Source organism: Streptomyces sp. NPDC058295, from assembly GCF_042880655.1.
GTDB classification, from domain to species: domain Bacteria; phylum Actinomycetota; class Actinomycetes; order Streptomycetales; family Streptomycetaceae; genus Streptomyces; species Streptomyces coriariae.
Genome location: NZ_JBHVYO010000055.1, coordinates 23,495 through 49,652, shown reverse-complemented (window position 1 = coordinate 49,652; position 26,158 = coordinate 23,495). Strand labels below are relative to the sequence as shown.

The 26,158-nt window shown below is 71.6% G+C and carries 25 protein-coding genes; 11 read left to right on the top strand and 14 right to left on the bottom strand.

What is annotated here, in order from left to right; all coding sequences use genetic code 11:
- Positions 1-56: 56 nt before the first annotated feature.
- From ACFVYS_RS37475 to ACFVYS_RS37465, 3 genes are all read right to left on the bottom strand, one after another.
- Positions 57-1,556, bottom strand: coding sequence for a cation:dicarboxylate symporter family transporter (locus ACFVYS_RS37475; protein ID WP_389509482.1), 1,500 nt, complete (start codon positions 1,554-1,556; stop codon positions 57-59).
- A gap of 179 nt (positions 1,557-1,735) precedes the next feature.
- Complete coding sequence (locus tag ACFVYS_RS37470) at positions 1,736-3,439, bottom strand: peptide-N4-asparagine amidase (RefSeq protein ID WP_389509480.1); 1,704 nt, start codon at positions 3,437-3,439, stop codon at positions 1,736-1,738.
- Between the two features lie 54 nt (positions 3,440-3,493).
- Entirely contained in the window at positions 3,494-4,237 is a 744-nt protein-coding gene (locus ACFVYS_RS37465; protein WP_389509478.1) for a L,D-transpeptidase family protein, read from the bottom strand.
- 236 nt (positions 4,238-4,473) lie between these two features.
- Here ACFVYS_RS37465 and ACFVYS_RS37460 point away from each other — a divergent pair, with 236 nt between their 5' ends.
- The 4 genes from ACFVYS_RS37460 to ACFVYS_RS37445 all read left to right on the top strand — a co-directional run bounded on the left by ACFVYS_RS37460 (position 4,474) and on the right by ACFVYS_RS37445 (position 9,665).
- Positions 4,474-6,324: an ABC transporter transmembrane domain-containing protein gene (locus ACFVYS_RS37460; RefSeq protein ID WP_389509476.1), complete on the top strand. Its 1,851-nt coding sequence runs from the start codon at positions 4,474-4,476 to the stop codon at positions 6,322-6,324.
- On the top strand, positions 6,321-8,183 hold the full coding sequence (locus ACFVYS_RS37455; protein WP_389509474.1) for an ABC transporter ATP-binding protein: 1,863 nt from the start codon (positions 6,321-6,323) through the stop codon (positions 8,181-8,183). The genes ACFVYS_RS37460 and ACFVYS_RS37455 overlap by 4 nt, the downstream gene beginning before the upstream one ends.
- Before the next feature lie 639 nt (positions 8,184-8,822).
- On the top strand, positions 8,823-9,293 hold the full coding sequence (locus tag ACFVYS_RS37450; protein WP_389509472.1) for a DUF5709 domain-containing protein: 471 nt from the start codon (positions 8,823-8,825) through the stop codon (positions 9,291-9,293).
- A 114-nt stretch (positions 9,294-9,407) separates the two neighbouring features.
- Positions 9,408-9,665, top strand: a complete 258-nt coding sequence (locus ACFVYS_RS37445; protein ID WP_362268261.1) for a type B 50S ribosomal protein L31 — start codon at positions 9,408-9,410, stop codon at positions 9,663-9,665.
- A gap of 44 nt (positions 9,666-9,709) precedes the next feature.
- Here ACFVYS_RS37445 and ACFVYS_RS37440 read toward each other — a convergent pair whose 3' ends face one another.
- A complete protein-coding gene (locus tag ACFVYS_RS37440) occupies positions 9,710-10,504 on the bottom strand; it encodes a metal-dependent hydrolase (protein ID WP_389509470.1) in 795 nt (264 codons plus the stop codon).
- A gap of 145 nt (positions 10,505-10,649) precedes the next feature.
- On the opposite strand from ACFVYS_RS37440, the gene ACFVYS_RS37435 reads away from it, so the two are divergent.
- Complete coding sequence (locus ACFVYS_RS37435; protein ID WP_389509468.1) at positions 10,650-13,163, top strand: DEAD/DEAH box helicase; 2,514 nt, start codon at positions 10,650-10,652, stop codon at positions 13,161-13,163.
- Between the two features lie 31 nt (positions 13,164-13,194).
- Positions 13,195-14,061 (top strand): acyl-CoA thioesterase, encoded by an 867-nt coding sequence (locus tag ACFVYS_RS37430; RefSeq protein WP_389509466.1) that lies wholly within the window; start codon positions 13,195-13,197, stop codon positions 14,059-14,061.
- A gap of 10 nt (positions 14,062-14,071) precedes the next feature.
- Here the strand turns inward: ACFVYS_RS37430 and ACFVYS_RS37425 are convergent, their stop codons facing one another.
- Positions 14,072-14,968, bottom strand: coding sequence for a DUF6397 family protein (locus tag ACFVYS_RS37425; protein WP_389509464.1), 897 nt, complete (start codon positions 14,966-14,968; stop codon positions 14,072-14,074).
- A gap of 138 nt (positions 14,969-15,106) precedes the next feature.
- Positions 15,107-15,520: a roadblock/LC7 domain-containing protein gene (locus ACFVYS_RS37420; protein WP_327181686.1), complete on the bottom strand. Its 414-nt coding sequence runs from the start codon at positions 15,518-15,520 to the stop codon at positions 15,107-15,109.
- A 105-nt stretch (positions 15,521-15,625) separates the two neighbouring features.
- On the opposite strand from ACFVYS_RS37420, the gene ACFVYS_RS37415 reads away from it, so the two are divergent.
- Positions 15,626-16,054 carry a PPOX class F420-dependent oxidoreductase gene (locus ACFVYS_RS37415; protein ID WP_389509462.1) on the top strand — a complete coding sequence of 143 codons (429 nt, stop codon included), beginning with the start codon at positions 15,626-15,628 and terminating at the stop codon, positions 16,052-16,054.
- Positions 16,055-16,074: 20 nt separating this feature from the next.
- On the opposite strand, the gene ACFVYS_RS37410 is transcribed toward ACFVYS_RS37415, so the two are convergent.
- From ACFVYS_RS37410 to ACFVYS_RS37390, 5 genes are all read right to left on the bottom strand, one after another.
- Positions 16,075-16,680, bottom strand: a complete 606-nt coding sequence (locus tag ACFVYS_RS37410) for an ATP/GTP-binding protein (RefSeq protein ID WP_389509460.1) — start codon at positions 16,678-16,680, stop codon at positions 16,075-16,077.
- A 257-nt stretch (positions 16,681-16,937) separates the two neighbouring features.
- Entirely contained in the window at positions 16,938-17,348 is a 411-nt protein-coding gene (locus ACFVYS_RS37405; RefSeq protein WP_389509458.1) for a DUF742 domain-containing protein, read from the bottom strand.
- Between the two features lie 22 nt (positions 17,349-17,370).
- Complete coding sequence (locus ACFVYS_RS37400) at positions 17,371-17,808, bottom strand: roadblock/LC7 domain-containing protein (RefSeq protein WP_389509456.1); 438 nt, start codon at positions 17,806-17,808, stop codon at positions 17,371-17,373.
- Entirely contained in the window at positions 17,805-20,372 is a 2,568-nt protein-coding gene (locus ACFVYS_RS37395) for a nitrate- and nitrite sensing domain-containing protein (RefSeq protein ID WP_389509454.1), read from the bottom strand. The genes ACFVYS_RS37400 and ACFVYS_RS37395 overlap by 4 nt, the downstream gene beginning before the upstream one ends.
- Positions 20,373-20,414: 42 nt before the next feature.
- Entirely contained in the window at positions 20,415-21,209 is a 795-nt protein-coding gene (locus ACFVYS_RS37390) for an MHYT domain-containing protein (RefSeq protein WP_389509452.1), read from the bottom strand.
- 152 nt (positions 21,210-21,361) lie between these two features.
- Between ACFVYS_RS37390 and ACFVYS_RS37385 the strand changes: the two genes are divergently transcribed.
- Positions 21,362-21,961 (top strand): class I SAM-dependent methyltransferase, encoded by a 600-nt coding sequence (locus tag ACFVYS_RS37385; RefSeq protein WP_389509451.1) that lies wholly within the window; start codon positions 21,362-21,364, stop codon positions 21,959-21,961.
- Positions 21,962-21,965: 4 nt separating this feature from the next.
- Here ACFVYS_RS37385 and ACFVYS_RS37380 read toward each other — a convergent pair whose 3' ends face one another.
- Positions 21,966-22,724: an alpha/beta fold hydrolase gene (locus tag ACFVYS_RS37380; protein WP_389509450.1), complete on the bottom strand. Its 759-nt coding sequence runs from the start codon at positions 22,722-22,724 to the stop codon at positions 21,966-21,968.
- A gap of 173 nt (positions 22,725-22,897) precedes the next feature.
- Between ACFVYS_RS37380 and ACFVYS_RS37375 the strand changes: the two genes are divergently transcribed.
- Complete coding sequence (locus tag ACFVYS_RS37375) at positions 22,898-23,422, top strand: PadR family transcriptional regulator (protein WP_389509449.1); 525 nt, start codon at positions 22,898-22,900, stop codon at positions 23,420-23,422.
- On the opposite strand, the gene ACFVYS_RS37370 is transcribed toward ACFVYS_RS37375, so the two are convergent.
- A complete protein-coding gene (locus ACFVYS_RS37370; protein WP_389509448.1) occupies positions 23,408-24,304 on the bottom strand; it encodes an oxygenase MpaB family protein in 897 nt (298 codons plus the stop codon). The two genes, ACFVYS_RS37375 and ACFVYS_RS37370, sit on opposite strands and share 15 nt — an antisense overlap.
- A gap of 99 nt (positions 24,305-24,403) precedes the next feature.
- On the opposite strand from ACFVYS_RS37370, the gene ACFVYS_RS37365 reads away from it, so the two are divergent.
- Both ACFVYS_RS37365 and ACFVYS_RS37360 read left to right on the top strand, forming a co-directional pair.
- On the top strand, positions 24,404-24,733 hold the full coding sequence (locus tag ACFVYS_RS37365; protein WP_389509447.1) for a hypothetical protein: 330 nt from the start codon (positions 24,404-24,406) through the stop codon (positions 24,731-24,733).
- Positions 24,734-24,871: 138 nt separating this feature from the next.
- Positions 24,872-25,789: a hypothetical protein gene (locus ACFVYS_RS37360; protein ID WP_389509446.1), complete on the top strand. Its 918-nt coding sequence runs from the start codon at positions 24,872-24,874 to the stop codon at positions 25,787-25,789.
- A 98-nt stretch (positions 25,790-25,887) separates the two neighbouring features.
- On the opposite strand, the gene ACFVYS_RS37355 is transcribed toward ACFVYS_RS37360, so the two are convergent.
- Positions 25,888-26,070 (bottom strand): hypothetical protein, encoded by a 183-nt coding sequence (locus tag ACFVYS_RS37355; RefSeq protein ID WP_389509444.1) that lies wholly within the window; start codon positions 26,068-26,070, stop codon positions 25,888-25,890.
- Between the last annotated feature and the right edge of the window lie 88 nt (positions 26,071-26,158).

Sequence of the window (26,158 nt, the reverse complement as noted above, 5' to 3'; positions counted from 1 at the left end):
CCCTCCGTACTACGGGAGGGGCGGCCACGGCCCGCTGATGCGTCGGCGCCGTCCGGTCAACCGGCTTCGGGGGCGGTCTCCTTGGCGGGCTCGAACCCGGACCCGGACCCGGACCCGGAGCCGGACCCGGCGGAGACGACCACGGGAAGCCCGGCCTCCGCTTCCGAACCAGCCGGTCCCGCTGGACTGGCCGAACCAGCCGAACCAGCCGGTCCCGACCCCGCCGGCTTCGGACGGCCGTCCGGCTCTTCGTCCGGCAGGGCGACGGTCTCGCCGTCCAGGACCTTCCTGGCCCGCTCCAGGTCCAGCGCACCCTCCCAGCGGGAGACGGCGAAGACCGCCACACAGTTGCCGAGGAGATTGGTGACGACGCGCATCGAGTCCATGATGCGGTCCACGCCCAGCAGCAGGGCGACGGCGCCCGCGGGGATGGCCCCCAGCGAGGAGGCGGTCGCGGACAGGGCGAGGAAGGCCGAGCCGGGGATGCCGGCCATGCCCTTGCTGGTGAGCATGAGCACCAGGATCACGGTGATCTGCTGGCCCAGGCTGAGGTCCACGCCCACCGCCTGGGCGATGAACAGGGTGCCGATGGACAGGTAGAGCGAGGCACCGTCGAGGTTGAAGGAGTAGCCGGTGGGCAGCACCAGGCCCACGGCGTCGTCGCGCGCGCCGGCCTTGCGCAGCTTCTGCATCACACGCGGCATGACGGACTCGGTGGAGGCGGTGCCGAGCGCGAGGAGCATCTCCTCGCGGATGTAGCGCAGGAACTTCCACAGACTCAGGCCGGTGACCAGCCGCAGGGCGACGGCGAGCAGCGTGATGAACAGGGCGGCGGCCACGTAGCACAGGACGATCAGCTTGCCGTAGGTCTCGATGACGCCCAGTCCGTAGTTGCCGATCAGGACGGCCATCGCACCGAACACGGCGATCGGCGCGAGCCGCATGACGAAGCCGACGATCGCGAAGATGATCTCCTGAGCCTGCTCGACGGCCGGCAGGACCTTCGGCACCCTGGTGTGGCCGAGGTGCAGCAGCGCGGCGCCCACCAGACAGGCCAGGATGAGCACCTGGAGCAGGGAGTTCTCCGCGAAGGCGCCGATGAAACTGGTGGGGAGCGCGTTCACGACGAACTCGGTCGTCGAGGGCAGCGAACCGCCGCCCGTCTTCGCGTCGACCGCCGAGGTGTCCAGCGTGGAGGGGTCGACGTTCATCCCCGAGCCGGGCTGGACGATGTTGGCGGCGAGCAGACCGATGACCAGCGCGAGCGTGCTCGCGACCTCGAACCAGATCAGGGCCTTGAGCCCGATCCGGCCGAAGGCCTTCAGGTCACCGGCCTTGGCGATGCCGACGACGACCACACAGAACACCAGGGGCGAGATGATCGTCTTGATGAGCCGGGTGAAACCGTCGCCGAGCGGTTGGAGATCCGTGGCCACGTCGGGCCACAGCTTTCCGACGGCGATTCCGAGGACGAGCGCGCAGGCGACCTGCGCGAAGAGTGAGGTACGCAGTATGCGTGCGACGCGTCGCGGCAGGGACGGGACGGACGGCGGCACGGGCACTCCTTGGGGGGATGGCGGCACGCGGAAGCCCTGACGGGGACGGACTGGACTTCTGCGATGCGGAAAGCGGCTTCCGTGGCGATCACTGTGAAGGTGCCGTTGATCGCGCACGAGGCCTGCGCGTTTCCGCTGTGTAAATCCCACCCCGAGTGACGCGTCGCACGCGTTCCGGCTCAGCAGCCTCCGTGATCCTCGGTCAGCACCCCCTGCCTCGTGGTCAGTCGCCGGTCGTAGCAGCCGTCCGAGCCGTACAGCCGGTAGCGCTCGCTCGTCGTACCAACGGCATGGCGCTGGTCCCGGGGCACGTTGACGGTGAAGGTGGCATCACCCGTGTAGGTGTCGTCGAACCGGGACCACGACGTGCGTCGGCCGTTCCGGGTCGTCACGGAGTCGGCCCGGTCACCGAGGGTCAGCACGGTGCGGAGCCGGTCGTCCGCGCCGAGGGTGGTGGTGCCGTTCATCGTGTAGGTCCGGTGGGCGCGCGTCGTACGGGCCGGTCCGCGGCCGTCGACGGTGACCGACTCCTGGTCCGTCCAGGTGGCGTCGAGGCCGTCCACCGTCTCACCGTCGGTCCAGCGGTGCGCGGAGGTGTTCGCGAGGGCGCGGGCGACCGTGGTCCGCACGCGTCCGTGCGAGGTGTCGAGGTACCCGGCGACGGTCAGCCGGTGCCCGCCCTCGGTGTCGACGCGGTGCTCCGTGCCGGGCGTGTAGGTGGCGGAGTCGGTGAGTTCACCCGCTTCGTGCGTCAGGAGGCCGCCGCTCACGACGGTCTTCCCCGGGTCCTGCCAGACAAGCACGTTGACGGGTGTGCTCCAGCCGCTCTGCCCCTCGGACACCCCGACGACGGACACCTCCACGCGGTGCGGACGGCCGTCGTTGAGGATCCCGGCGAAGGGGGTCAGGTCGTATTCGATCGGCTTGATGTCGAAGGCCCGGGGGCCCGGAACCACGTACCAGAGGAAGGGGTTGGACCAACCGCCGGTCCAGACGGTCGGGAAGGGGGCGGCGATTCCGGCCAGTTGTCCGTCGACCTCGACCTGCACTTCCCGATACGGCCCGTCGTCCGACCGGCAGGAGTACGGCGCGTTCGCGGGCACGGTCAGATACCAGTACTCCTCGCACCCGCCGCCCGATCCGGTGGCGTACACCTCGGCGACGACGCGCTCGCTGTTGCGGGGCGTGGTGAGGGTCGTGCCGCCCGGACCGTCGGCCAGGGTGAGGACCCGATCGGGGGTGGTGGCGGCCGGCTTCCCCTCGTAGAAGGTGAGCGTCACCTTGACGTCGATCACGCCCGTGTAGGTGTCGTCGACGACGTTGCCGATGAGCATCTCCACGTCCCGGGCGGAGCGGAATGTGTCGGCGTAGCGGGTGACGTCCTTCTCGACGGACCACTCGATCCCGTCGGGCGACGGTTCGGGCGTCGAGGTACGGAAGATCTCCACGCCTCCGACGTGCAGATAGCCGAGCCGGTCGAACTGCCGTCCCTTGACCTTGCCGTCGAGACGCAGCACCACCTTGCTCCAGCGGTCGCCGCAGCCGTCCGGCGGGGTGTACGAGCCCCGGTACGGCGTGAAGTCGCGGAACTGCGCCTCGGCGAGGGTGACTCGGCAGTTCTTGGCATGGGGCCTGGTCACGGGCGGGGCGGCGGTGAGGGGGTCGTGCCAGTCGCTCCCGAACTCGGCGGGGACCTCGACCGACGCAGAGGCAGGGGCGGAGGCGGAGGCGGAGGCGAACGAAGACGAAGAGGACGCGGACGGTGGGGGCGACGATGACGTCAAGGACGGGGAGGCGTCCGCTCGCGCCGTGCCGCTGCCCAGGACTGTGCTCGCCAGGAGGATCGCTCCGGTGAGCATGGACATGATGATCCGGCTTCTCATGGCCGGTGTTCTACGGGGAGTCGACCGTTCCCCGCAATGACGCCTCCGCGAGAGCTAGGCCTTCAGCGCGTCCCTGTCCCCCATGACCACCACGGGATGCCGATCCGGGTCGAGGGTGCGCAGCAGCTGTTCCATCGCCGCCCGGGACAGGCTGACGCAGGCCGACGTGCCGCTGCCGTGGTCCATGTGCAGCCAGATCCCCCCGCCCCTCTCCTCACCCTCGGGCCGCGTCGGGTCGTCGGGCGGCGCACCCTTGACCCGGTTGTAGTCGATGGCGATGACGTAGTCGAAGTCGTGCCAGTGCGACCGCGCCCACCAGCGCGGCGCCGCGAAGGAGGCGGACCGCGTGTACGGCAGCCTGGTGCCGGGATCGGCCAGGACCCCGCCCGCGTCGGTGAGCGTGAACACGCCGACCGGACTGCGGTTGTCGCCTGCGTGGTGCCGGGGGGTCCAGCCCTTCTTGCCGTTGTGCCCCCGCCAGCTCCGGACGCGCTCCCAGGACGGTCCCCTTCTGGCGTAGAGCACGACGGTGGCGTCCGCGGAGTCCTTCCCGTCGCCGTACACCGCCACAACCTGGCGGGAAACAGCGGGGATCCGCCGTTGCAGCCGGTCACCGACCCCCGGGACGCCGGTCGTCGCGGCGGCGCTCGGCGAGCTCCCGCCTCTCCTGCCGGCCGCTCCCGACGTACCGTCACTCCCGTGTTGCACGGCCGCACCACCGCACGCGGACAGAGCCGCGAGCAGCAGGCCGCAGATCACCGGCGCGGCTCCCGCGCGCCGCGCATAGGCATGTCGCATCGGCCCATGCTCGCACCGCTTTCCCGGCGTCAACGGCAGGTTCCGGACATCCAGGCCGTGTCGGACAGCTGCCGGATCCGGCCGCCGCCATGGAAAACCGGTTGATTTTGACCACGCCGCGACGCGAACCTTGCACGGTTTGCTGCCGCTACCCGCGGACCTTCCGCTCGTCCGTCCGCGCCTCCCCCACCCCGTCTCCCTCTCCCCCTCCCCCTGACTCGAGCCACTGGGACGTCATGCAGATCCAAGACCTTCCGTACCCCGACCCGGGTGTGCCGGACGCACGCTCGGGACCCCGCTTCCTGTGGTGGCTCGGCCGCAACCAACTGGGCGGCCAGCTCAAGTCCCTGGCCTGGGGGCTGCTGCACTTCGTCGCCGTCTCGGCGCAGCCGTTCTGCGTCGGGTTCGCCATCGAGGCCGTCGTGGACCGTTCCGGTACCCGGCTCGCCCTCACCGGCGGCGCGATGGCCCTGTTCGGTGCCGCCACCGCGATCGGGGACACCTTCCTGCACCGCGCCGCCGTCACCAACTGGATCACCGCCGCCGCCCGGGTGCAGCAGCTGCTCGCCCGCAAGGCCTCGCAGCTCGGCTCCGCGCTGACCCGGCGGGTCGCGGCCGGTGAGGTCGTGGCCGTCTCCACGGGCGACGTCGAGAAGATCGGCTGGCTCGTGGAGGCCGTGTCCCGCTTCACCGCCGCGGCCCTCACGGTCCTGCTGGTCTGCGTCGGCCTGGTCGTCTACCAGCCGGCGCTCGGCCTGGTGGTCGCCGTGGGCCTGCCCGTTCTCGCGCTCGCGGTGCTGCCCCTGCTTCCCCCGGCGACACGACGGGCCGACGTCCAGCGCGAGAAGGCCGGACGTGCCACCGAACTCGCCTCCGACACCGTGGCCGGCCTGCGGGTGCTGCGCGGGATCGGCGGCGAGGAACTGTTCCTCGACCGCTACCGCAGCGCCTCGCAGGAGGTCCGGCACGCGGCCGTGCGCAGCGCCCGTATGTGGTCGCTGATCAGCGCCATCCAGGTGCTGCTGCCCGGCCTGCTGCTGATCACGGTCGTCTGCTACGGCGTCCACCTGGCCCGCGAGGGCCGCATCACCGTCGGCGAACTGGTCACGGTCTACAGCTCCGTCATGGTCCTGGCCTATCCCCTCAGGCACTTCGAGGAGATCGCGATGGCCTACTCCTTCTCACGCCCGTCGGCCAAACGCGCCGCCCGGGTACTGTCCCTGGAGCGGGCCACCGACATCGGTGGCTCGCGCGCGGCCGACGCTCCCTCGGGCGACCTGTACGACCCGGCCACCGGACTGCTCGCCCCGACCGCCCGGCTCACCGCAGTGGTGTGCGGCGACCCGGACGCGGCCGGCCAGCTGGCGGAGCGGCTGGGCGGGCATCCCCCGGAGGACAGCCCTTCGGTACTGCTCGGCGGGGTCCCGCTGAACGAGCTGCCGCTGGACTCCGCGCGCACCTCGGTCCTCGTCCAGGACAAGGACCCGGTGCTGCTGTCCGGTTCCCTGCGCGACCTGCTCGACGTGCCCGCCTCGGGTGCGGTCGACGCGGGTGCCGCGCTGGCCGCCGCCCAGTGCGGGGACGTCCTCGACGCACTCGTACAGGGTTCGCTGGACGCCGCCGACCCCATGGACGCCCGCATCACCGAACGCGGCCGGTCCCTCTCCGGCGGCCAGCGGCAACGCCTCGCGCTGGCCCGCTCCCTGTACACGGACCCCGAGGTCCTCGTCCTGGACGAGCCCACCTCCGCCGTCGACTCGCACACCGAGGCACGGATCGCCGAGGGGCTGCGCGAACTGCGGGCGGGGCGCACGACGGTGGTGTTCACCTCGTCCCCCCTGCTGCTGGACCGCGCCGACCGGGTCGTGCTCGTGCACGAGGGCGAGGCCGTCGCGGTGGGCGTACACCGCGAACTGCTGCGCTCCGAGCCCCGGTACCGGGCCGTGGTGACCAGGGAGACCGAGGAGGAAGCCGCGCTGGGCGAGGCCCTCAAGGACGAAGAGCCCTCCCTCGACGGTGTGTTCAAGGACCTGTCGGACAACCGACTCGAAGAGATCGAACGCGAAGAGATCGAGGAGACCGCATGATCGGCGTGGCGCCGCCCGCGTACGACCCGGCGGCACCGACGACGGCGAACACGCTGCCCGTCGGCGCCCCCGCGACCGTCCGCGCCTACGTGGCCGAACTCCTGCGCCGGCACCGCCGCGCCTTTCTGCTCCTCCTGCTCGTGAACACGGTTGCCACGGTCGCCTCGATGGTGGGTCCCTGGCTGCTCGGTGACCTCGTCGAGCGGCTGTCGGACGGCGCCCGCGAGCTCCATCTCGGGCTCATCGCCACCCTGTTCGTGCTCGCCCTGGTCGTCCAGGCCGCCTTCGTACGGCAGGTGCGGCTGCGCGGCGCGATGCTCGGCGAGCGGATGCTGGCCGACCTGCGCGAGGACTTCCTCGTCCGTTCCGTGCGGCTGCCGCCGGGCGTGCTGGAGCGGGCCGGGACCGGCGACCTGTTGTCCCGCATCACGACGGACATCGACCGGCTGGCCAACGCGATGCGCGAGGCCGTGCCCCAGCTGACGATCGGCGTGATGTGGGCTCTGCTGCTGCTCGGCGGGCTCGTCGTCACGGCGCCGCCGCTGGCGCCGGCCGTCCTGGTCGCGGTGCCACTGCTGGTGGCCGGGTGCCGCTGGTACTTCAAGCGGGCGCCCGCCGGCTACCGCTCGGAGGCCGCCGGCTACGCCTCCGTGGCCGCCGCCCTCGCCGAGACCGTGGACGCCGGCCGCACCGTGGAGGCGCATCGGCTGGGCGACCGCCGCATCGCGCTCTCCGAGCAGCGCATCCAGCAGTGGACCGCCTGGGAGCGCTACACGCTGTGGCTGCGCTCGGTGCTCTTCCCGGTCATCAACATGGTGCACGTCACCGTGCTCGGCTCGGTCCTCATGCTCGGCGGGGCGTTCGTGCTGAAGGGCTGGATCGGAGTCGGCCAACTGACGACGGGCGCACTGCTGGCGCAGATGCTCGTCGACCCGGTGAACCTCATCCTGCGCTGGTACGACGAACTCCAGGTGGCCCAGGTGTCGCTCGCCCGACTCGTCGGAGTGCGTGACATCGAACCGGACGGCGGAGACTCCGGGATCGTGCCGGACGGGCGCGACGTGCACGCCGACCGCGTCCACTTCGGCTACCGGGAGGGCGTCGACGTGCTGCGCAAGGTGACCCTGGAGGTCTCCCCCGGCACCCGGCTGGCTCTGGTCGGACCCTCGGGGGCGGGGAAGTCCACACTGGGGCGGCTGCTCGCCGGGATCTACGCGCCGCGCGACGGCCGGATCACCCTCGGCGGCGCCGAGCTGTCGCGAATGACCGCGGAACGGGTCCGCTCCCATGTGGCGCTCGTGAACCAGGAGCACCACGTCTTCGTGGGCTCCCTGCGCGACAACCTGCGGCTCGCCCTCCCCCACGCGCGACTCCACCCGAGCGAGGAATCCGCGACAGCCGCGACGGCCGCGGAAGGCACCGAGAAGGCGAAGAGCACCAAGAGCGCCGAGGACGCCGAGCTGTGGGCGGCCCTGGGCGCGGTCGACGCGGACGGCTGGGCCCGGGCCCTGGACGACGGTCTCGACACCGAGGTCGGCTCCGGCGGTGTCGCGCTCACCCCGGCACAGGCCCAGCAGATCGCCCTGGCCCGGCTGGTCCTGGCCGACCCCCACACACTGGTCCTGGACGAGGCGACCTCGCTGCTCGATCCGCGTGCCGCCCGCCACCTGGAGCGGTCCCTCGCCCGCGTCCTGGACGGGCGCACCGTCGTCGCCATCGCCCACCGTCTGCACACCGCCCACGACGCCGACGTCATCGCCGTCGTCGAGAACGGCCGCATCAGCGAGCTGGGCAGCCACACCGAGCTGGTCGCGGCGGACGGCGCGTACGCGGCCCTCTGGCGGTCGTGGCACGACTGAGCAGCGAAGCGCCGGGGGCGGCCGGTCGGCGCCGACGCAAGGCGTGAGAGCGCCTCCGGCGGGGGCGGCGCGAGTGTACGGGCCGGTGCAAGGGTCGGTGCTGGTGTCGGTGCTGGTGTCGGTGCCCGAGCCGGTGCTGGTGTCGGTGCCGGTGCCGGTGTCTGGGGCTACGCCGCTGCCGGTGCCAGCGTCCGGGCCCGCGCGGGTGCCAGTGCCGGTGCCTGTATCTGGGTCCACGCCGGTGTCGGCGTCGGCGCCGGTCCCTGTGCCAAGGCCCGTGCCGGTACCGGCGCCCAGGCGCGTACCAGTGCCGGCGTCGGTGTCTCGGGCGCCGCTCGGACCGGTGCCGTGGCCGGTCTCCTCGGCCGCCCGCTCGCGGGGCTGCGAGCTGGGTGCCCCGGGGGCGGGGACGGCCTCGGGTCGCGGCCCCCGCGCCCGGGCGGAGGCGGCCCGGCGCGGCCTTCGTACGTCCTCTGGCGTTGCGCGGTCCCGAAGCGGGGTGGAACGCTGGAAAGCGGCACCCGCGCGGAAGGCAGTCGGGATCCCTCCGGAACACACCGCGCTCGACCGGTGCCCCGTGCGGCGGCACCCCGCCGCCGACCGCGATGAGTACGGGGCCGTCACCCCCTGGAGGTACCCGTGAACAGTGCCGACGGATGGGGGGACGACGTCTACCAGCCCGACGCGTCCGACATCCAGGAAGACTCGGGACTGCTCGATGCCGAGGACACGCTGGAGAACGACGGCGTCGAGGACCCTCTCGATCGCGGTTGGTCCCCGCCGGACCGCCCCTGGGCGGTGGAGCACGACGGTGTGACCGCCTCGGAGCGCCGGCAGGGCGAGAGCCTTGATCAGCGGCTCGCGGAGGAGATCCCGGAGCCCGATGCGCCGGACGGCGACGGCCTCGGCGATTGCGACGGCACCGACGGGGAACTCCTCGACAACGAGGTCGGCTCCGCTCGCTCCGGCAGGCTCGTGGCGCCGGACGAAGGAGCCCACGAGGACGAGGAGAGCGCACTGATCGCCACGGACGTGGGCATCGACGGCGCGGCGGCCTCCGCCGAGGAGGCCGCGATGCACATCGTCGACGAGGACGCCCTGTCCGGCTGAGCCGTCCATGGCGACCCCGACCGTCTCCGACCCGTCGCCGCCGTCTCCCTCTCCGTCGGCAGCGCCATCGTCCTTGCCATCGCCATCGCCATCGCCATCGCACGAGGAGCCCTCATGCAGCAGGACAAGCAGCCCGACTACCACGCGGTCGTGTTCCGCGACCGGACCGCCGGTTACGCCTTCCTGACCCGGTCCACCGCCGGCAGCGATCAGACCATCGAGTGGGACGACGGGGAGACCTACCCGGTCGTGGACGTGGAGATCTCCTCCGAGAGCCACCCCTTCTACACCGGCAAGGCGCGCACCGTGGACACGGAGGGCCGGGTCGCCCGCTTCGAGCGGCGCTACGGCGACGGCGGGGCGATGACCTGAACCGCTGTCGTCGCCACCACCGACGGCGGCCGTCGGGTGGCTCGTCAGATGTAGTTGAGGGCGGCCGCGCCGCCCACTCCCCCGAGCACCATGAACACGGGCATCAGCACCTTCAGCTCGACCCAGCTGCCGGCCCGGAACCGCATCACCTTGGGCGGACCGATCGGGTACCAGCGCTTGCGCCCGATCGGGATGGGCCACAGGACCGGGCAGCCCGAGACGGTCAGGGCGTCGCCGATGTCGTGCACCAGGGCGCCCAGCACGATCGGCAGCCCCAGCCACAGGTACTGCTGGCCCGGGTCCGTGAACAGCCAGTCCGAGCCGTTGCCGGGCTTTTCCAGGACCCCGGCGAGGATCCAGGCGCTGGTGGCGGCCAGCAGCCACACCAGCACATCGCTGCTGGAGCCCCGGGCCGCCCGCCACAACAGCCCCTCGATCGCCAGCACCATGTGTACGAAGAGAAGCGCCAGGACCGCCCAGCGGCCACCGGTGATCGCCAGCGCCGAGGCGCCTCCGCCGATCATGACGGCCCACAGCCAGGTGTGCGTCAGGGTCCGGTGGCCTCCGGAGCGGCGCGGGTCGCCCTGCTTCCTGGTGCCCTTGTAGACGGCGTAGGAGAGCTTGTCGACGATCTCGCACAGCCAGCGCGAGACGGGGCCGAAGGCCCGCGAGATGGTGGCCGCCTTGTGGTCGAGGTCCGGAGCGAGCGCGGCTCCGGCGCAGATCAGCGCACCCGCGAGCAGGACCGGCCAGGGCATCGTGTGCCCGGCCGCGGCGGCGGCCGCACCTACGCCGAGCCAGGCGGCCGCGCCCGACAGTGAGTGTGCTGGTCCCATCATGGCCGGTGCCCGCCCTATTCCTCGAATGCCGCTGTCCAGTTGACCGGGTGCGTTGACGCTCCGTCGGCGACACAGCGTAGCCGTCGTGATCTTCGGACCTGCATCCGATTCCCCCCTCAGGGACGAGGACAGGCAAGATGGGGGCGTGACCCTCATCGATCAGTTGCCGCCGACCGCAGATCCCGACGCCCTGTACGAAGCCTTCGAGTCCTGGGCGCAGGAGCGTGGTCTGACGCTCTACCCCCACCAGGAGGAGGCGCTGATCGAGGTGGTCTCCGGGGCGAACGTGATCGTGTCGACGCCCACCGGCTCCGGCAAGAGCATGATCGCGGCGGCCGCGCACTTCGCGGCTCTCGCCCGTGACGAGGTCACCTTCTACACGGCTCCGATCAAGGCGCTGGTGTCGGAGAAGTTCTTCGAGCTGTGCAAGATCTTCGGCACGGAGAACGTCGGCATGCTGACCGGCGACGCGTCGGTGAACTCCGACGCCCCGGTCATCTGCTGCACCGCCGAGGTGCTCGCCTCGATCGCGTTGCGCGACGGCAAGAACGCCGATGTCGGTCAGGTCGTCATGGACGAGTTCCACTTCTACGCGGAGGGCGACCGCGGCTGGGCGTGGCAGATCCCCATCCTGGAGCTGCCCCAGGCGCAGTTCGTGCTGATGTCGGCCACGCTCGGCGACGTGTCGTTCTTCGAGCAGGACCTCGCCCGGCGCACCGGCCGTCCCACGTCGGTGGTCCGCTCGGCGACCCGGCCGGTGCCGCTGTCGTACGAGTACCGGTACACCCCGATGACGGAGACGCTCAGCGACCTGCTGGTGACGAGGCAGGCGCCCGTCTACATCGTGCACTTCACGCAGGCGCAGGCGGTGGAGCGGGCGCAGGCGCTGATGAGCATCAACATGTGCTCGCGCGACGAGAAGGAACGGATCGCCGACCTGATCGGCAACTTCCGCTTCAGCACGAAGTTCGGCCAGAACCTCTCGCGCTACGTGCGGCACGGCATCGGTGTCCACCACGCCGGCATGCTGCCCAAGTACCGGCGTCTGGTGGAGAAGCTCGCCCAGGCCGGCCTGCTGAAGGTGATCTGCGGTACGGACACCCTCGGTGTGGGCGTCAACGTGCCCATCCGCACCGTGCTGTTCACGGCGCTGACCAAGTACGACGGCAACCGGGTGCGTACCCTGCGGGCCCGTGAGTTCCACCAGATCGCGGGCCGGGCCGGGCGGGCCGGCTTCGACACGGCGGGTCTGGTGGTGGCGCAGGCTCCCGAGCACGTCATCGAGAACGAGAAGGCCCTCAACAAGGCCGGTGACGACCCGAAGAAGCGTCGCAAGGTGGTGCGCAAGAAGGCGCCCGAAGGATTCGTGGGCTGGGCGGAGAACACCTTCGACAAGCTCATCGAGTCCGAGCCGGAGCCGCTGACGTCCCGCTTCCGGGTCACGCACACGATGCTGCTGTCGGTGATCGCCCGGCCCGGCAACGCCTTCGAGGCGATGCGCCATCTGCTCGAGGACAACCACGAGCCGCGCAAGCAGCAGCTTCGGCACATCCGGCGCGCGATCGCGATCTACCGCTCGTTGCTGGACGGCGGGGTCGTCGAGAAGCTCGACGAACCGGACGCCTCCGGCCGCGTCGTCCGCCTCACCGTGGACCTCCAGCAGGACTTCGCTCTGAACCAGCCGCTGTCCACCTTCGCGCTGGCCGCGTTCGAACTCCTCGACCCGGAGTCGCCCTCCTACGCCCTCGACATGGTCTCCGTCGTGGAGTCCACGTTGGACGACCCGCGTCAGATCCTGGCCGCTCAGCAGAACAAGGCCCGTGGCGAGGCGGTGGCCCTGATGAAGGCGGACGGCGTCGAGTACGAGGAGCGGATGGAGCGCCTGCAGGACATCACGTACCCGAAGCCCCTGGAGGAGCTGCTCTTCCACGCGTACGACACCTACCGCAAGAGCCACCCGTGGGTCGGCGACCATCCGTTGTCGCCGAAGTCCGTCATCCGTGACATGTACGAGCGGGCGATGTCGTTCACCGAGCTGGTGTCCCACTACGAGCTGGCCCGCACCGAGGGCATCGTGCTGCGCTACCTGGCCGGCGCCTACAAGGCCCTCGACCACACCGTCCCGGACGACCTCAAGTCGGAGGATCTCCAGGACCTCGTGGAGTGGCTGGGCGAGATGGTGCGCCAGGTGGACTCGAGTCTGCTGGACGAGTGGGAGCAGCTCGCCAACCCGGCGGAGATGACCGCCGAGGAGGCCCAGGAGAAGGCCGACGAGGTCAAGCCGGTCACGGCCAACGCGCGTGCCTTCCGGGTCCTGGTCCGCAACGCGATGTTCCGCCGTGTCGAGCTCGCCGCTCTCGACCACGTCGACGAACTCGGCGAGCTGGACGGCGAGTCCGGTTGGGACGCCGACGCGTGGGGCGAGGCGATGGACAAGTACTGGGACGAGTACGACGATCTCGGCACGGGCCCGGACGCCCGGGGCCCCAAGTTGCTCATCATCCAGGAGGAGCCGCAGAACGCCCTGTGGCGGGTCCGTCAGATCTTCGACGACCCCAACGACGACCACGACTGGGGCATCAGCGCGGAGGTCGACCTCACGGCCTCCGACGCCGAGGGCCGCGCCGTCGTCCGCGTCACCGCCGTCGGCCAGTTGTGAGTACCGAAGAGGGCACAGGAGAAGCGCACCGATGACGAATCCCGCCGAGAAGCTCGTCGATCTGCTCGACCTCGAGCAGATCGAGGTCAACATCTTCCGCGGCCGCAGCCCGCAGGAGTCCCTGCAACGGGTCTTCGGTGGCCAGGTGGCGGGCCAGGCGCTGGTCGCGGCCGGCCGGACCACCGAGGGAGACCGGCCCGTGCACTCGCTGCACGCGTACTTCCTGCGTCCGGGCCGCCCGGGTGTGCCGATCGTGTACCAGGTCGAACGGGTGCGGGACGGGCGGTCCTTCACGACCCGCCGGGTCACCGCCGTGCAGCAGGGGCGCACGATCTTCAATCTCACCGCCTCCTTTCACAAGCCTGAGGAAGGTCCTTTCGAGCACCAGCTGCCGCCGGCTCGCGAGGTCCCGGACCCGGAGTCCCTGCCGACGGTCGTCGAGGAGATCCGGAAGCATCTGGGCGAGCTGCCCGAGCAGTTGGAACGGATGGCGCGCCGTCAGCCCTTCGACATCCGGTACGCGGACCCGCTGCGCTGGAGCGCCGAGGACGTCAAGGAGGCCGAGCCGCGCAGCGCGGTGTGGATGCGCGCGGTCGGGCCGCTCGGCGACGACCCGCTCGTCCACACCTGCGCGCTCACGTACGCCAGTGACATGACCCTCCTGGACGCCGTCCGCCTCCCGGTCGAGCCCTTGTGGGGTCCGCGGAACTTCGACATGGCGTCGCTGGACCACGCGATGTGGTTCCATCGGCCGTTCCGCGCGGACGAGTGGTTCCTGTACGACCAGGAGTCGCCGATCGCCACCGGCGGACGCGGGCTGGCCCGTGGGCGGATCTACGACCTGGAGGGGCGCCTGCTGGTGTCCGTCGTCCAGGAGGGGTTGTTCAGGGCGCTGTAGATCAGGTGTGTCACCCGCCTCGGTGGCGTAGCCAGGTCAGCAGTCCGCGGGTCCGCCGGTCGGGACGGTCGGTGTCTTCGGGCCGGTCCGGTGGCCCGGCCGGGGGCGTCGGCGCCGGTTTCCAGGCCGGCCGTGGCGCGGGCTGCTCGGCCCGTGCCTCGGCCAGGGTCCGTTCCAGGTCGTACCTCAGCCAGTCGATCTCGTCCGGGTCGTCGGCCGTCATGATCTTTTCCACGAGGTCAGCGGCCGGGGTGCCGGGGGTGCCCTGGGCGGGCGGCCGGGGCCGGAACCTGTTCAGGTGGGAGCGTTCGTAGGGGTCCTCGACGACCGCCGCGACCTGGAGGGGGTCGAGGAATCCGGCCAGGACTCCGGCGCGTTGCCAGGGGCCGTCGGCCTGTCGGTGCAGGAAGCCCAGGTGGCGTCCCCGCCAGTTGCGGGGCCGCAGATCGACACCGGCATCCAGCCGGCTCCGCAGCACCCCGGGTGTGCGACCGGTCAGCAGGAAGGCGTTGGTCCCGTCGGTGGCGAACTGCTCGAGTTCGTCGGCGAGATAGAGCCAGACGACGGCCCGATAGCGGTTCAGATAAAACCTGACCGGCACCACGAGTCCCAGCCGCGCGAGGCGGGTGAACCGGGCCGGTGGCACGCCCATGATGGCGGCGCCTTCGCTGGTCCCCACGGCCAGCACGCTCGCGCGCAGCGCCTCGGGGAAGCGGGGCTCCGAGCGCAGACGCTCGATCTCCGCCCGAGCCACCCGACGACCCCCTCCGCCTTCGTCGGGCACGGTCCTGATGCGCCCGAGGTGCACGGCGAGGTCGAACTCGCTCCGCTTCAGATCCAGTTCCCGCGCCGCGTGGCTCGGCGTGCAGGTAGCGGAAAGTGGTCGCGTGACGGTGTTGCCGGACATGGTCGTCTCCCTCGTGGAGTGAAGTGGAGTGAAGCAGGCCAGCACGGTCGGCAGTGGCCTCGGAAAAAACCGTAGCCGGAATCACCGACGTCGAGGCGAGCCTGTGGATAACTCCACGGAGGAAGGTGAAAGCGCAGGTCAGAGGTCCTCGAGTGGTGCGCGGTCGGGTTGCCGGGCGTCCACCGTGAGGTGCTCGCCGACCCGGTTGACGAGCAGGGTCATCTCGTAGGCGATCTGCCCCATGTCGGCCTCCGCCCCGCTGAGCACGCACAGACAACTGCCGGTACCCGCGGCGGTGACGAACAGCACCGCGTCGTCGAACTCGATCATCGTCTGGCGCACTCGGCCCGCGCCGAAGTGCCGCCCCGATCCCTTCGCCAGGCTGTGCAGTCCGGACGAGACGGCGGCGAGGTGCTCCGCGTCCTCCCGGAGCAGTCCCGCACTCGCGCCCGCCACCAGCCCGTCGTTGGACAGGACGAGTGCGTGACGTACGTGGTCGACGCGCTCCGTCAGGTCGTCCAACAGCCAGCCCAGCCCCTGGTTCTGCGCCATGTCCCGCTCCCCGTGTGACGTTCCCCGTGTGACCCTCCGCCTCGCCGGAGAATCTGCCCGCCAGCCTTCCCCAGGAGCGGCCGCGGGAGCAAGGAGGATGGCCGCATGGCACAGAAGATGACCGATGAGGAATGGCGGGCCTTCGTCACGTACGGGACCCGCACCGCGAAGCTGTCCACCGTACGGGCCGACGGAAGTCCGCATGTGGCGCCGATCTGGTTCCTGCTCGACGGGGACGACGTGGTGTTCAACACCGGCAAGGAGACGGTGAAGGGGCGCAATCTGGCGCGGGACGGCCGGGTCGCCCTGTGCATGGACGACGACCGGCCGCCCTTCGACTTCGTGGTGCTGCGGGGCCGGGCCCGCATCTCGGAGGACCTCGACGAGATCCGGCACTGGGCGACGCGGATCGCGGCGCGCTACATGGGTGAGGAACGCGCGGAGGAGTTCGGTGCCCGCAACGGGGTGCCGGGCGAACTGCTCGTCCGTGTCGCCGTCGACAAGGTCCTGGCGCAGAAGGACATCGCGGACTGACCGGGCCGGCGTGGGCGCGGTCAGCTCACGGAGTCGAGCAGCCGGGCGGTGTGCATCCGCCCGGCGTACTCGACCAGCCGGATCAGCACCTCCTTCCCCGAGTCGCGGTCCCGGGCATCGCACAGGACGACGGGGGTCCCGCCGTCGAGGTCGAGGGCGCGCGAGACGTCCTGGGCGCCGTATGTCCGCGTGCCCACGAAGCAGTTGACGGCCACCACGAACGGGATGTGCCGGTGCTCGAAGTAGTCGACCGCGGGGAAGCAGTCCTCCAGACGCCGGGTGTCGGCGAGGACCACCGCGCCCAGAGCCCCCTGCGACAACTCGTCCCACAGGAACCAGAAACGGTCCTGGCCGGGGGTGCCGAACAAGTAGAGGGAGAGGCCGGAACGGATGGTGATCCGGCCGAAGTCCATGGCGACGGTCGTCGTGACCTTCTGGTCCACGCCGTCGGTGTCGTCCACCGACTGGCCGGCTTCGCTGAGCAGTTCCTCGGTGCGCAGCGGCTTGATCTCGCTGACCGCGCCCACCATGGTGGTCTTGCCGACGCCGAACCCGCCGGCGACCAGTATCTTCAACGCCAGCGGAGCCGTGTCGCCGCCCGTGGTGTCGGAGTGTTCGGAGACCATGGATCACTTCTCTCGGGAGTGTCGGCAACGGTCGAGGTCGGTACGGGGGAGCCGTGGCTCGGCGCGGTGGTCGCGCGGGGCTTCGGCGCCGGAGTGCGAAGTGCGAAGTCAGCATCATGACAACCGCGGCCCCTTTCCGAGGGGTTCGACCGCTATCTGCCCGATGTGACCGTCTCTTGCGCGTTCGGTGTCCGAAGGCGCGCACGAGTCGGTGTGCGGTGGGTCCGTACGCGTCCGGGTCCGTCCGGGGGGGGCATCTACAGCGCTCGCAACCCCTCGATCACCTCGCGCAGAATCCGTTCGTCGGGCAACTGCGCGGGCGGGACCGGGCGGCTGACGGTGACGCAGCCGAGTTCCAGCAGGTCTCCGAGGAGCACCCGGACCACGCCCACGGGAAGGTCCGCGCCCGCCGAGAGTTCGGCGACGGACTGGGTCTCCGCGCGGCAGAGTCCGATGAGGGCGCGGTGTTCCGGTCCGAGCGCCATGCCGTCCGTGCTCGGCGCACCCGGATCCAGGGTGACCAGGGCGATCAGGTCGAAGCGCACTCCGGTCGGTCCGGGCTTCGTGCGCCCGCCGGTCATGGCGTACGGGCGGACGAGCGGGCCGGCCTCGTTGTCGTACCACTGGCTGCCCAGCTCGCGCGGGGTGGGGGTCATGTCCTCGGTCATCTGCGTGGGTCGCTCTCTGGCCTCATCCGGCGGCGGTCGGGCGCCCGCCGAGCCGTGGCGCCGTGTAGAGGTGCTCCCCGACCCGCTTGACCAACCGGGCCATCTCGTAGGCGACGAGGCCGATGTCGGCGGTCACGGCGGTGAGGACGGCCAGGCAGGAGCCGTCGCCCGCGGCGGCCACGAACAGGAAGCCGTCGTCCATCTCCACCATGGTCTGGCGCACTCCGCCGGCGCCGAAGTGACGGCCCGCGCCCTTGGCGAGGCTGTGGAAGCCGGAGGCGACGGCGGCGAGGTGTTCGGCGTCCTCCCTCCTCAGGTCGGTCGAGGCACCGACGGCGAGTCCGTCGTTGGACAGCACCACGGCGTGCCGTACCTCGCTCACGCGCATCACCAAGTCGTCCAGCAGCCAGTCGAGTTCGCCGGACCGCTGGGCCGACCTCGTGCTCGGGTCCTGGATCATCTGGGGTCTCCTTCGCTGCTGTCGCTGCCCGGTTCGGGTTCCGGGGCGGCTCCGTGGCCGGGCTGTCTGCCGCCGCCGCGTGCCCAGCCCGCCCGGTACGCGGACATCCGGTCCCGTACGAGCTCGGGGGTGCGCCCTTCGTCGCCGCGCGGGCCGGGCGACCGGGGTGGTTCCTCGGCGAGTGTCCTGCGCAGTTGGGGGGCGAGGTTGGCCTGCCGTACCCGGCGCGGGAGGTCGTCCGATCCTTCGGCGTCGTCCGCGGGACGGTGCAGGCGCAAGGCGGTGACTCCGGGAGGCGGGGGGTCGGCGGCCGCCGGTTCGGCAGCCTCCGGTTGGGCGGAGGCTCGTACGGAGGCGGTTCGTACGGGGGCCACCAGTGCGGGGCGGTCGGCGGAGGCGGGGACGGCTTCCTGACGCCGGTCGGCGGTGTGCCGGTCCGTGGCGGACACGCGCGCGTACCCGCGTTCCGCGGGCCGCGGCTCGGTCTCCGTGACCTCACGGGCGGAACGTTCCGGCTTGCCGCTGTGCAGCAGCGCCGTCGGCAGCAGGACCACCGCGGTGGTGCCGCCGTAGGGCGAGGTCCGCAGATGGACCTTGATGCCGTGGCGTGCGGCGAGCCTGCTGACCACGAACAGGCCGAGCTGGTCGCTGTCGAACAGGTCGAGCGCCTCCGACTGCGCGATGCGCCGGTTGGCCTCGGTGAAGGTCTCCTTGCCCATGCCCAGGCCACGGTCCTCGACCTCGAGGGCGTAGCCGTTGCCCACGGGTTCGCCGGTGACCCGCACCCGCGTGTGCGGGGGCGAGAACTGGGCGGCGTTCTCGACGAGTTCGGCGAGCAGGTGGGTGAGGTCGGCGACGGCGGTGCCGGTGACGGCTGCCTCGGGGAGCTGCCGTACCTCCACGCGCGCGTAGTCCTCGACCTCGGAGACGGCGGCACGCACCACGTTGGTGAGCGAGACCGGCATGCGCCACGCCCGGCCGGGCGCCGCCCCGGAGAGGATGATCAGGCTCTCCGCGTGGCGCCGCATGCGGGTGGTGAGATGGTCGAGCCGGAAGAGGTCGCTCAGCTCGTTCGGATCGTCGGAGCGGCGCTCCATGCTGTCCAGCAGGCTCAGCTGACGATGGACCAGGACCTGGCTGCGACGGGCGAGGTTGACGAACACCCCGGAGATGCCGCTGGCGAGTTCGGCGCGTTCCACGGCGGCCCGCAGTGCTGCGCGGTGCACGGTGCCCAGGGCTTGGGCGACCTGGCCGGTCTCGTCCTCGGAGGGAGGTCCCGGCGGCGCTTCCGCGCGGACGTCGATCTCCTCCCCTGCGCGCAGCTTCCGCATGGCTTCCGGGAGTTTGCGCCGGGCGATCTCCAGGGCGCTGTTGCGCAGGCTGACGAGCTCGACGACGAGTCCGCGGCCGATGCGCACGGAGATGACGAGCGAGGCGATGACGGCGGCGAGGCCGAGCAGGACAGCGGCGCCGGCCGAGGTGAGCAGACCGCGGGTGAACGGGTCGGCGCGGTCGGCGACACCGCGTCCGGCGTCCGCCTCGATCGTCCGCATCCCGTTCTGCACGCGCGCGTGAGCCCCGTCCCAGCTGCTCGCGGGGGCGGCGGCGAGCGCCTTCGCGCCCGGCCCGTCGGCGAGGGCCCTGTCCTCGGCGGCGTACAGGGCCGCGTAGGTGGTGCCGGCGGCGAGCCGTTGCCAGGCGGCGCGTTCGGGGCCGCGCAGGTCTGCGACGGCCGATTCCGTCAGGGTGCGGCGGGTGTCGACGGCGCCGGTGAAGAGCCGCAGGCGCTCTCCGTCGAGGCGTCCGGCGAGGCGCGCGCCGGCGAGCACGGCGCCCTCCTGGGCCAGCGCCTCCCCCGCGCGGGAGAACTCGAGCAGCACGCGCGCGTCCGAGCCGAGTTCGGCGTCCTGGACGCCGGAGAGGGCACCGCCGACCGAGAAGGCCGCCGAGATCGTGCTCGTGTACCGGCCGTACGTCTCCTGCCAGCCGGCGCTGCCGTCCAGGACCGCGGTCCGCAGCGAAGTAAGGCCCTCGGCCCCGGAGACGAACGTCTCGAGCCGCTGGGCCACTCCCGTGGGGAGGTCCTGGCCGTCGGCGACCGTGCTGTCGTCGCCGAGCCGCAGCAGGCCCACCGCGCGGTCCGTGCGCTCCGCGAGTGCCCTCAGGTCGCCGCCCTGCCCGGGGACGGGCTTCGTCGCGTAGCGCACGGCGGCCGCGCGCTCGGTCTGAAGGGCGGCCACCGCCGCTGCCACGGGGGCGCGGACCTGCGAGTCCACGCGCTGCAACTGGCGCAGCCCGGACACGTCCTGGGCGGTGCTGACGGTGGCGTACGCCCAGAGGGCGAGCAGGGAGACGACCGGCACCATCAACAGGCAGACGATCTTGGCGCGTACGGTGCGCGGCCTGATGCGCCAGCGCTCCGCGCGCGGGGGTATCGCGTCCGCGGAGGTGTCGATCTGCTCGTCCCCGGCCTCGTCGGCGGGCGGTCCGGCGTGGGCGCGGCGCCCGCGTGTGGGGGGCGGCGCGTCGGCGCCTGCCGTGGGGGTCCTACGGGGTGTACGCATGGCCTCCTCGCTCGGAAGGGGTTCAGGAACGGGCCGGGCGCGTCAGACGGGCCGGGCCTGCTGTCGGACGGTGAGGCTGTCCACGGGCTGCTGGGCCGAGGCGGATGCCTCGCGCTCCCCCGTCGTGGGCGACAGCGCGACGAAGGCCGAGGTCAGGAAGAGATAGGAGCCGAGGCCGACGGCGAGGGGGAAGATGAACTGCATCGCCGAGGCCCCCGGCAGCGGCTCGCCGGAGGGCGTGACATGGACGCTCACCGCGAACATCGCCGTGTAGTGCATGCTGCTCACCGCCGCGCCCATGACGAGGGAGGCGAGGGTGACCGCGATCGGCGACCTGATGTTGAGCGCCGCCCAGAGGGCCGCGGTCGCCGCGACGACGGCGATCAGGACGGACAGTCCGACGCGGACGGGGTCGTAGGTCACGTCGGCGTGCAGCCGGACGGCGGCCATGCCCAGGTAGTGCATGCTGGCTACCCCCAGGCCGGTGGTGAGGCCGCCGATCAGCAACGCGCGCGTGCGGTCACGGCTGTAGCCGACGGCGAAGACGCCGGCGCAGACGACGACCATGGCGACGAGAAGGCTGAGCACGGTCAGCGGAACGTCGTAGCGGATGTCGGTGCCGCCGACGGCGAAGCCGAGCATGGCCACGAAGTGCATGGTCCAGATTCCGGTGCCGATCGCCGAGGCGGCGGTGATCAGCCAGTTGCGGCGCGAGCGTCCGGTGGCGCCGAGCGCCCGCACGGTGCAGCGCAGCCCGAGGGCGGCGCCCACGCAGGCCATCACGTACGACAGCACGGGGGTCAGCCAGCCGAAGGCGGCGTGGTCCAGGTGTCCCATGGCCACGGGACGCTAGTCGGGGCACGGGAGCACAAAGGGGGCGCATTTCGAAAGGTGTTGCAATGTGGCGTAGTAGTGCGCCGGAACGATCGGGTCACGCTCGAACGTGTGCACCGAGGCGTCGTCCGTGTCGGTGAGGGATCATGCGGAGCATGAGCAACGACCACACACACGTTCAGGAGTTCTTCGGCGCGCGGGCCCCGGACTGGGACAGCCGCTTCCCGGACGACGGGCCCGCCTACGCCGCCGCGGTCGGCCGGCTCGGCCTCCGAGCGGGAGCGCGTGTGCTGGACGCGGGCTGCGGCACCGGGAGGGCCCTGACGCCGCTGCGTGCGGCCGTGGGGCCGTCCGGAGTGGTGGTCGGGGCGGATCTGACGCTGGCCATGCTGGCGGCCGCCGTACGGGCCGGACGCGACCGTGCCGGGCGACTGATGCTCGCCGACGTGACCGCGCTCCCCTTCCGCTCCGCGTCGCTGGACGCCGTGTTCGCGGCCGGCCTCGTCGCCCACCTGCCGCGGCCGCAGGAGAACCTGCGGGAGCTGGCCCGGGTGGTGCGCCCCGGCGGCACGCTGGCACTGTTCCACCCGATCGGCAGGGCCGCGCTCGCGGCCCGTCAGGGAAGGCAGCTCACACCGGAGGACCTGCGGGCGGAACCCAACCTCCGCCCGATGCTGGCCGGTTCGGGCTGGCGCATGATGTCGTACGCCGACGAGGACGCCTGTTTCCTGGCCCTGGCCGTCCGCGAGGCCTGACGGCTCACGCCTCCCCGGCGACCGCCCGTACGAAGGCGTCGGGGTTGTCGAACATGACGTTGTGACCGGCGCCCGGGACCGTCACCACGCGCACGCCCGCCGCCTCCAGGGCGTCCGCTCCGCCGAGCTCACCGGTCAGCTCACCCTGGAGGTAGACGCGCTCCACCGCGTCGAGGCCGACCAGGATCTCGCGCATGACCGGGTCGGACCCGCGCCTGAGTCCGACGGCGGTGCGGTGCAGAGCCCGCGGGTCGGCCAGCCGCATGGTCGCGGCCCACGTCGGCCCGACCTTGGCCAGCACGCGCGCGTACCCGCTGTCGACGAACTCCTCCTCCGTGTACGAGGCGATCCCGCTGCTCCCCGCGGAGGGCGGCGGAAAGGGGTCCAGATTGGCCTCCGTGAGCACGAGCCGCGCGACCAGGTCGGGCCGGCGGTGGGCGAGGACGACGGCCACGGAGCCGCCCATGCTGTGGGCGACCAGTTCGGCGCCGGTCACCCCCGCCGCGTCCAACGCGGCCGCCAGGGCGTCGGCGTGCCCGTCGAGTGTGTAGCCGAAGTCCGCGGGACGGTCGCTGATGCCGTGCCCGGGCAGATCGACGAAGAGGCTGCGCCGACCGGCGAGTTCGGGACGGGCGGCCACATGCGCGTGGTAGACGGCCGAGGCCGCACCCAGGCCGTGCACGTACACCCGCGCGGGTCCCGCGCCGTTCGACTCGGTCCAGCGGACATGGCTGCCCGCACCGTCGAACTCCGCCTGCTGCATCGTCTTCCCCTCGGCTCGTCACCGCCGTCGATTCCGGCGACGCTCAACATACATCGGATCGGATGTATCAAGTCAACGCTATATAGTGAGACCGATGTACTCGACGATCGAGGTAAGACCGCAGGGAGGTAAAGCCACGTCGATGTACCACTGCCATGCGGCAGAATGCGGGCATGCTGGAGCTCGCCATCCTCGGTTTCCTGTACGACGCCCCGCTGCACGGCTACGAACTGCGCAAACGCATCACGGCGCTGACGGGACACGTCCGTCCGGTGGCCGAGAGCACCCTCTACCCGACGATCAAGCGACTGGAGAAGTCGGGTCTCCTGGTGCGCACCACCGAGCCCGGCGCCGTCGCCGCTCCGCGCCATGTCCTCAGCCTCACCAACGAGGGCGGGAACGCACTGCGTCGGCAGCTCGCCGAACCGGCCCAGCGCGACATCACCGATGAGAACCGCTGGTTCACGGTGCTCGCCTTCCTCCGGCACCTGGACGACGCCACCGCCCAAGCGGCCGTGCTGCGCCGCCGACTGGCCTTCCTGGAGGAGCCGGCGAGCTTCTTCTACGAAGGTGACCGGCCGCTGCGGGCCGAAGAGCTGGAGGACCCGTTCCGGCGCGGTGTGCTGACCATCGCGCGGGCCACGTCCCGGGCCGAGCTCACCTGGCTGCGCGACACACTCGCCTCACTGGGCGGATGACCCGCCCGGCTGCCGGACGGGGCAGCCTCGGACGCCGGGCACCGGACGGGTGCCCAGCTCGCCCAGCCGGAAGCCGTTCGGGTAACCCTTGATCTCCCGGTTCTGTCGCGCGTGGTGGGGTGCGCGGCGCGGCGGCAGCAGCCGCACCAGGCGTCCACGCGCGCGTACCGCAGCCCGCACCAGCGCGCGGGTCACGGGGCTCGGAGCGGTGTAGCGAAACGCCGTCAGCAGGTGTGCGTCGAGCAGGGCGAGTGTGGCGGTGCGCAGGACGGGTGCCAGCGGCCTCGGATACCAGGAGGCCATCAGGGTGAGCGTGGCGTCCGAGACCCGCCGCGCGCCCTCGTCCCAGGCGAAGTGAGCCTCTTCGTAGGCGTCGAGACAGGCCTCGAACTCCTCGTATGTCTCGGGGATGTCCTGAATGCCCATGCGCTGCCCGAGGGCGCGGTAGTGCACGGTGCAGGCGACGATCTCGTGGCGCGACAGCCTGCGCCATCCGTAGGCGTCGATCCATCGCTTCGGCATCACGACGAAGGTGCAGAGCACGTACCGCATGTCGTCGTTGCCGATGTCGTAGGAGCGGTGCATCTGGTTGATGCGCCGGACGGCCGTCCGGCCCTGCTCGCTGTCGAAGCCGTGCTCGACGACGGCGTCGAGCAGGAGTGCGGTGTCGTCGTACCGCTTCTGGGCACGGTCCGTGAGTTCCGCCGTCTCGGCGAGCAGACGCCCGATGCTCGGCACCGCGTAGGTGCGGTACAGGGCCAGCTCCAGAGCGCGGGTGACGTCCCAGGGGAACTCGTACGCCGCGGTGAGTCGGTAGATCTCGAACGCGTCCTCGTACGGGTCCATCCGCCGGATCTGCCTGAGCCGTTCGAAGCGCTTCACCGCACCGTCCCCCTTCTGCCGCCGGAACTCCAACTCTAGGTTGAACAGCGGGAGATGAAGGATCAGTCAGGGCAACCACGCGAGGGGAAGGCGGTCGGCATGTTGGACAGGGTCCGCAAGGCCTACGGGAGATTCCGCGACGCGATGCGCGCGCGGTCGCGTCCGGACGGGGAGGGGCGTCCCGGGAAAGAGTCGCGTGGTGGTGGGAAACGCACCCACAATCTGTTCGAGGCGGCCGCCGCGTACGTCTCGGCGTGCGCCGAGGACGATCAGGACAGGATCGACGAGGCAGCGGGCTGGGTGTCGCCGGAGGCGCTGTCCTTCGGGGTCAACGAACTGGCCTGTCGCGCGGTCATCGCGCTCGCCCGGGAGCGCGACGAGTCACCCCGTACCGTGGCTCGTGAGCTCCTCGGACTGCCGCCGGCGTGACGGACGCAACGGCCGGGGGTGGTCGATTCGCCCCGTCCGACCGGAAAGCCGCAGCTCGGGTGTGTCGGGGAGTCGTGACAAGCGCCTTCCCGCCGCACTAGGGTGCGCGCCGTTGGACAAACCTATGGGGAGGCTGGGATGGCTGGGACGGACGAGGACGCCGTCGCCGCCGCGGACGATGCGCTCTATGTGCTCACGGCGGTGCTGCTGACGCCGGCGAAGTTCCCGAGCGCGCTGGGCGACGACTACCCGGAGGCCTGTGCGGCGCTCGGCCTCCCGCCGCTCGCCGACGGGTACGGATTGGTGCTGGGCCAGGACGGCGAGGGCGCGCGGTGGACGGTCGTCATCGACGACGTGTCGCTGGTGGCCGTCGCCATCGCGTCGTGGGACTGCGGCATGGAGTACGACCTGTCGCCCGGCGAGCGGACGGTCGTCGCCGCCCTGCCCGGCTGGCCGCTGGCGGTCGCCGTCGCGGCTCCCGGCGTGCCCGCGCCGCACGATCCGGCCGCCGAGGTCGCGGAGGGCCCCGCGCTGTCGCCTCCGGACACGACCACCTGGGGCCCGGCCCAGCGACGCCTGGGGGCCGACGAGATCGCGCTCCAGTGGGCCCTGTGGCGCGAGCAGATCGACGACGCGGACTTCGCCCGCCCACAGGAGGGCACCACCGCGGATACCGGCAGCGACGCCGGCCAGGGGGCCCGGGACGAAAAGGCGGGCGCGTCCGGCACTGCCGACCGCGCCGACGGGGCGAAGGGGGTCAACGGGGCCGAGAAGGGCGTGGCGAGTGGCCACAGCGGCATCCGACGCGTCCTCGCCGAGGTACGCGCCTACGTGGACGCCCCGCCGCCGCTCGGCCGGGTCCGGTCGTCGTTCGCGCCCGGTGACGCGCGTACGCTGCGCGCCGACGGTCCCGGCTGGTCGCTGGTCGCCAGGACCGACGACATCGCGTTCGTCCTGCTCGACGAAGAGCCCGGCGAGGTGCTGCCGGTCGGCCGCGGACCCGAACTGCCCGGGCTCCTCGAAGCGCTCGACAAGATGGCCGTACGGCCGCTCTGAGGTCGCAGCGATCTCTCTACGGCCGTTCGGCGCCCACTCCATGGGCTCCGACGGCTTGGATGTGCGCAGGACGGGGGCCGCGACGCGGTCCCCGTCACTCAGCGGCCGAGCTCCTTGCGCGTGGCACGGCGCAGCCTGCGCTGCTGAGAGGGATCCAAGGTGAGGTAGGCCGCCGCCGGAACCCCCAGCACGATCAGCAGGGCGGCCCACCAGGGCAGCCAGATCAACAACAGCAGTCCGACCGCCACACCCCCTGCGGCGATCTTCGCGTTCTTCGACATGTGCGTCGCCTCCTTCGCGGCCACTGCCGCTCTCTGCCATGAGAACGGCTCCACGCGGCCGGCGGTTCCGGACCCGACCCTGAGACGT